This is a genomic window from Pseudomonas sp. SIMBA_067, assembly GCF_046534675.1.
In the GTDB taxonomy this organism is placed as follows: Bacteria; Pseudomonadota; Gammaproteobacteria; order Pseudomonadales; family Pseudomonadaceae; genus Aquipseudomonas; species Aquipseudomonas putida.
The window spans coordinates 1-293 of the sequence record NZ_JAWRYH010000248.1 but is presented as its reverse complement, the minus strand read 5'-3'; the positions used below and the strand labels follow the sequence as shown (position 1 = coordinate 293).

The 293-nt window shown below is 36.9% G+C and carries 1 protein-coding gene; it reads left to right on the top strand.

The window, feature by feature from the left end; translation table 11 throughout:
- A partial coding sequence (locus SB765_RS28950) for a hypothetical protein (protein ID WP_410932395.1) occupies window positions 1–293 on the top strand: 293 nt, incomplete at both ends.

Here is a 293-nt window from a genome sequence, read left to right as displayed (position 1 = left end):
CCTCAAGCTGTATTATTGGTAAATGACAATGATTTTATTGTTTATAGTAACCATAGTGCGAGAGATTTTTTTAATGCAAGTACAGCCCTAGAAGGCGAAAAAATATCACCATTATTGTCTAAAGCCCCACAGCAAATAATTAATGCCGTTAATAAAGGCGTAGATGGTTTATTTATTCTCGATAAAGCAGAACAAGAACCGCAAACATGGCATCTTTCAATGGGTCGCTTATTGCTTAACAACCAACACCACAGGTTGTTTGTATTTAAACAATTGACCCGCGAATTGAGCCG